General features: G+C 73.0%; 6 protein-coding genes. 4 read left to right on the plus strand and 2 right to left on the minus strand.

Features of this window, described 5'->3' with window-relative positions; genetic code table 11:
• Positions 1 to 169 precede the first annotated feature (169 nt).
• Positions 170 to 1,141: a DNA primase small subunit domain-containing protein gene (locus tag AB0I76_RS21850; RefSeq protein WP_357038386.1), complete on the plus strand. Its 972-nt coding sequence runs from the start codon at positions 170 to 172 to the stop codon at positions 1,139 to 1,141.
• 23 nt (positions 1,142 to 1,164) lie between these two features.
• Here the strand turns inward: AB0I76_RS21850 and AB0I76_RS21855 are convergent, their stop codons facing one another.
• Both AB0I76_RS21855 and AB0I76_RS21860 read right to left on the minus strand, forming a co-directional pair.
• Positions 1,165 to 2,049 carry a sulfotransferase domain-containing protein gene (locus AB0I76_RS21855; protein WP_357038389.1) on the minus strand — a complete coding sequence of 295 codons (885 nt, stop codon included), beginning with the start codon at positions 2,047 to 2,049 and terminating at the stop codon, positions 1,165 to 1,167.
• 138 nt (positions 2,050 to 2,187) lie between these two features.
• Positions 2,188 to 2,694 (minus strand): Lrp/AsnC family transcriptional regulator, encoded by a 507-nt coding sequence (locus AB0I76_RS21860; RefSeq protein WP_357038392.1) that lies wholly within the window; start codon positions 2,692 to 2,694, stop codon positions 2,188 to 2,190.
• Between the two features lie 72 nt (positions 2,695 to 2,766).
• Between AB0I76_RS21860 and pdhA the strand changes: the two genes are divergently transcribed.
• The 3 genes from pdhA to AB0I76_RS21875 all read left to right on the plus strand — a co-directional run.
• Positions 2,767 to 3,972 carry a pyruvate dehydrogenase (acetyl-transferring) E1 component subunit alpha gene (gene pdhA / locus AB0I76_RS21865; RefSeq protein ID WP_357038403.1) on the plus strand — a complete coding sequence of 402 codons (1,206 nt, stop codon included), beginning with the start codon at positions 2,767 to 2,769 and terminating at the stop codon, positions 3,970 to 3,972.
• Positions 3,972 to 4,988, plus strand: coding sequence for an alpha-ketoacid dehydrogenase subunit beta (locus AB0I76_RS21870; protein WP_357038395.1), 1,017 nt, complete (start codon positions 3,972 to 3,974; stop codon positions 4,986 to 4,988). The genes pdhA and AB0I76_RS21870 overlap by 1 nt, the downstream gene beginning before the upstream one ends.
• The coding region (locus tag AB0I76_RS21875) for a biotin/lipoyl-containing protein (RefSeq protein WP_357038398.1) at positions 4,985 to 5,247 on the plus strand (263 nt) is incomplete at its 3' end. The genes AB0I76_RS21870 and AB0I76_RS21875, both read left to right, overlap by 4 nt.

Consider the following 5,247-nt stretch of genomic DNA (forward strand, 5'->3'; position numbering starts at 1 on the left):
GTCGCCTGCACACCCGGACGCCGGAGGGCCACCGGCCGCCACCCGCGCACTCGGCACACGCCGCCGGCGACACCACGGTGGTGCCGTTGCCGTCGCTGGACGACGGGACACCCCGAGTCCCGCGGTGAGCCGGGCGCGGACGCCGGCCGATGCCACTACGGTGTGAGGCGTGGCGACGCCGGCCGAGGAGATCCGGGTGGGGGAGCGGCTGGTCCGTGTCTCCAACCCGGACAAGCCGTACTTCCCCGAGCGCGGGCTGGCCAAGGTCGACGTGGTCCGGTACTTCCTCGCCGTCGGCGACGGCATCCTGCGTGCCCTGCGGGACCGCCCGACCATGCTGGAGCGGTGGCCGCGCGGCGTGTTCGAGGGCGCGAAGATCGGCACCCGGCAGGACAACCGGGGCGACGCGTTCTACCAGAAGCGGCTTCCGGCGGGAGCCCCCGAGTGGGTGCGCACCGCGCACATCACCTTCCCCAGCGGGCGGACGGCCGACGAGGTCGCGCCGAGCGAACTGGCCGTGGTGGCCTGGGCGGCGAACCTCGGCACGCTGCGCTTCCACCCCTGGCCGGTGACGAAGGCGGACGTGGAGCGGCCGGACCAGCTCCGCATCGACCTGGACCCGATGCCCGGCGTCGACTTCGACCAGGTCGTGCCGGTGGCCCACGAGGTGCGCGGCTTCCTCGACGAGCTGGGCCTGACCGGCTACCCGAAGACCACCGGCGGGCGGGGCCTGCACGTCTACCTGAGCATCGAGCCCCGGTGGAGCTTCGGCGAGTGCCGCCGGGCGGTCCTGGCGCTGGGCCGTGAGATGCAGCGCCGCCGCCCGGACCTGGTCACCACGACGTGGTGGCGCGAGCAGCGGGACCGCCCGGTCTTCGTCGACTACAACCAGATGGCCCGGGACCACACCATGACGTCGGCGTACTCGATCCGGCCGACGCCGGCCGCGCTGGTCTCCGCGCCGCTGGACTGGGCGGAGCTGGACGACGCCCGGCCGGAGGACTTCGACGTCACCACGATGCCGGCGCGCTTCGCCGAGCGGGGTGACCCGCACGCCGGCCTGGACGACCGGCGCTTCTCGCTGGAGCCGCTGCTGGACCTGGCCGACCGCGAGGGCCTGGAGGCGCCACCGGAGCGATGACGGTCCGTCGGCCGTGTGCCGCCCTACTCGACCGCGAGGTGGCGGGGCGCGTCGGGTGCGGGGTAGCCGAGGATCTCGACGAGATCGCCGGTGGCCGCGACGAAGGCCTGGTGGACGTCGTCGTCGAAGTGGTTCCGCCAGTCGCCGGCCCGGCCCGAGCGGTAGTGCGGGTTCGACCCGGAGTCGCCGGGCGTGCGGCGCATCCTGGCGAAGCTGTAGCGGGCGAGCAGGGCGGCCAGGTCGGCCGGCGGGAGGACGATCCCGCAGTGTCGCATCAACCGGTCGACCTCGTCCTGCTGCCGTTCCCCGGTCAGGTCCTCGTACCGGAATAGCCGGAAGGTGTCCGCAGCTGGCGCGAGTGCCCACGACCGGAGCGTCCGGTAGAGGCCCCTGTCGGCGAGGTAGTCGATGACGTGCAGCAGGCCGTCGCGTACCGGGCTCTCCCGCAGGACCCTGCGCACCTGGGGGATGTCGCCCATCGGGGCGTGCGACCCGCGCAGCGAGAAGTAGCTCGACACGACGATGTCGCGGGGATCGCGCAGTACGAAGAAGGCGCGGTGCGCGTCCGGCTTCGGGATGCTCCGATAGCGTTCGTAGGGCAGGAACGCGGACAGGGAGACGTGCCCCGGTGGCGGAACGGACCGACGGTTGCCCCGGGCCAGGCGCGGGACGTACGGCAGCAGCCCGCAGTGGCGATAGACGACGGGATCGCTGAACAGCGACTTCATCCACTGGCTGCCGGTCTTGTGCACGGTGAAGTGGTAGAGGTTCTCGTACCCGCAGTGCCGGCTCACCGGAACGGTCAGCCGGAGCCTCGCGTTGTGCGCATCGAGCATCGTCCGCCGCACCAGGACCCGGGCGGAGTCAGGGGTGTGCTGCTTGGCTGACCTGATGGTCCGAGCGATCATCCTCCGGACCCTAGCGGGGCCGCCACGTGCGGCGACAGCGCGAAGCCGCCGGCCGCCACCTGTGCATCCGGTGGTTCGGCACCGGTAACCCGGCGGTCAGGTCACCGCCATCTTCGGATCGGCGACGATCGACGAGGATCACTGCCATGGGCTCTGGGCGCCGTCGAACTCCTCGAAGACCAACCAGGTCCGCGTGGACAGCACACCGGCGATGCTCTGCACCCGGTTGAGCACCACGTCCCGCAGTGTCGCGTTGTCCGGCGCCCGGACCATGGCCAGCACGTCGTGCTCGCCGCTCAGCAGCGCGACGTGCTCGATGTAGCGCACCCGGGCCAGCTCCGCCGACACCTCCCGCCAGGTGTTCTGCTCGATCGTCAGGGAGATGTACGCCGACGTGCCCAGCCCGGCCGGCTCCGGCGCGACCTGGGCGCGGAACCCGGTGATCACCCCGTCCCGCAGCAGCCGCTCCACCCGCGCGTACGCGTTGGTGCGGGAGACGTGCACCCGTTCGGCGAGCGTACGGATGGAGATGCGCCCGTCGCGGACCAGTTCGTCCAGGATCCGCCGGTCGACCTCGTCCAGCGGCCCGGCCGAACGTCCCGTTCCGCCCGCCACGCCCGGTGCCGGTGTGGGCTCCTGGCTCATGCGACTCCCTCCCGGATGTCAATCGTCCCGCGTTCGCCACGGATATTGAGTCAATCATCCGACAGCAGGAGCATAGGTCCACCACACGTCCAGGAGGTCCCCGCCGTGACGACCACACCCCAGGCGGTCCGCAGGGAATCCCCGCGGAAGGGCCGGCCGGCCACCCCGGCCGCGCCCGACCCGTCCGCCGGCCTGCTGCCGCAGTCCGAACCGGTCCGGTTGCTGAACCCGGACGGCACCCCGCTGCCGCCCCGCGCCGACTACCCCGAACCGCCCGTCGAGGCCCTGCGCGAGATGTACCGGCGCATGGTCGTCGGGCGCCGCTTCGACGTGCAGGCCACCGCCCTGACCAAGCAGGGCCGCCTCGCCGTCTACCCGTCCTCACGCGGCCAGGAGGCCTGCCAGGTCGGCGGCGTCCTCGCGCTGCGCGACGACGACTGGGTGTTCCCCACCTACCGCGAGTCGATGGCGCTGGTGTCCCGGGGCATCGACCCGGTCGAGGTCCTGACGCTGCTGCGCGGCGACTGGCACTGCGGGTACGACCCCGCCGCGCGTCGCACCGCCCCGCAGTGCACCCCGCTCGCCACCCAGTGCGTGCACGCCGCCGGGGTGGCCTACGGCGAGTCCTACCAGGGCCGGGACTCCGTGGCACTCGCCTTCATCGGCGACGGCGCCACCAGCGAGGGCGACTTCCACGAGGGCGTCAACTTCGCCGCCGTGTTCAAGGCCCCGGTCGTCTACTTCGTGCAGAACAACCGGTACGCCATCAGCGTCCCGCTGTCCCGGCAGACCGCCGCGCCCTCCCTGGCGTACAAGGGCGTGGGGTACGGCGTGCCCAGCGAGCAGGTCGACGGCAACGACCCGGTGGCCGTGCTCGCGGTGCTCACCCGGGCGGTGGCACACGCCCGGGCGGGCCACGGTCCGTACCTGGTGGAGGCGCACACCTACCGGATGGAGGCGCACACCAACGCCGACGACGCGTCCCGCTACCGGGACGCCGACGAGGTCGAGGCGTGGCGGGACCGGGACCCGGTGGCCCGGCTGGAGACGTACCTGCGGGCCCGGGGCGTGCTGGACGACGCAGGCGTGGCCGCGATCGCCGAGGAGGCCGAGGCGTACGCGGCCGACCTGCGCGACCGGATGAACACCCAGCCCACGGTCGACCCGATGAGCCTGTTCGACCACGTGTACGCCGAGCCGACCCCGCAGCTGGTCGAGCAGCGCGAGCAGGTCCGCGCCGAACTGGCCGCCGCGGCCGAGCAGGAGGGGGACGCCTGATGGCCACCATGACCATGGCGAAGGCGCTCAACGCCGCGCTCGCCGACGCGCTGCTCGAGGACGAGCGGGTCGTCGTCTTCGGCGAGGACGTCGGCCAGCTCGGCGGCGTCTTCCGGATCACCGACGGTCTCCAGGCGCGCTTCGGCGACAAGCGCTGCTTCGACACCCCGCTCGCCGAGGCCGGCATCGTCGGCTTCGCCGTCGGCCTGGCCATGTCCGGGCTGCGACCGGTCGTGGAGATGCAGTTCGACGCGTTCGCGTACCCGGCGTTCGAGCAGATCGCCTCGCACGTGGCGAAGCTGCGCAACCGCACCCGGGGCAAGCTGAGCGTGCCGATGGTCATCCGCGTGCCGTACGCGGGCGGTATCGGCGGCGTCGAGCACCACTGCGACTCCTCCGAGGGCTACTACGCGCACACCCCGGGCCTGAAGGTGGTCACCCCGGCGACCGTGCAGGACGCGTACTCGCTGCTGCGCGAGGCCATCGACGACCCGGACCCGGTCGTGTTCATGGAGCCGAAGAAGCTCTACTTCGCCAGCGGCGAGGCCGAGCTTCCGGCCCGCACCGAGCCGTTCGGCCGGGCCGTCGTGCGGCGCGCGGGCACCGACGCCACGCTTGTCGCGTACGGGCCGGCGGTGCCGGTCGCGCTGGAGGCCGCCGAGGCGGCCCGCGACGAGGGCTGGGACCTGGAGGTCGTCGACGTGCGGACCATCGTGCCGTTCGACGACGGCACCGTCGCCGCCTCCGTGCGCAAGACCGGCCGGTGCGTGGTCATCCAGGAGGCGCAGGGCTTCGCCGGCGTCGGCGCGGAGATCGCCGCCCGGGTGCAGGAGCGCTGCTTCCACGCCCTGCACGCCCCGGTGCTGCGGGTGTCCGGCCTGGACATCCCGTACCCGGCGCCGATGCTGGAGCACACCCACCTGCCGTCGGTGGACCGGGTCCTCGACACGGTGGCCCGCCTGCAGTGGGACGACCAGCCCGACAGCCGCTGGCTCGCGCAGGGGAGTGCGGCATGACGACCGTGGCGAACGAGCGGGTCTTCCTCCTGCCCGACCTGGGCGAGGGGCTCAGCGAGGCGGAGATCGTGCAGTGGCGCGTCGCCGTGGGTGACGTGGTGACCGTGGACCAGACCGTCGTCGAGGTGGAGACCGCCAAGGCGGTCGTGGACGTGCCGTGCCCGTACGCCGGTCGGGTCGTCGCGCTGCACGGCGCGGAGGGCGAGGCCCGCCCGGTCGGCCAGCCGCTGATCACCATCGCCGCCGACGGCGCCGAGCC

It is taken from the genome of Micromonospora sp. NPDC049799 (assembly GCF_040656655.1).
In the GTDB taxonomy this organism is placed as follows: Bacteria; Actinomycetota; Actinomycetes; order Mycobacteriales; family Micromonosporaceae; genus Micromonospora.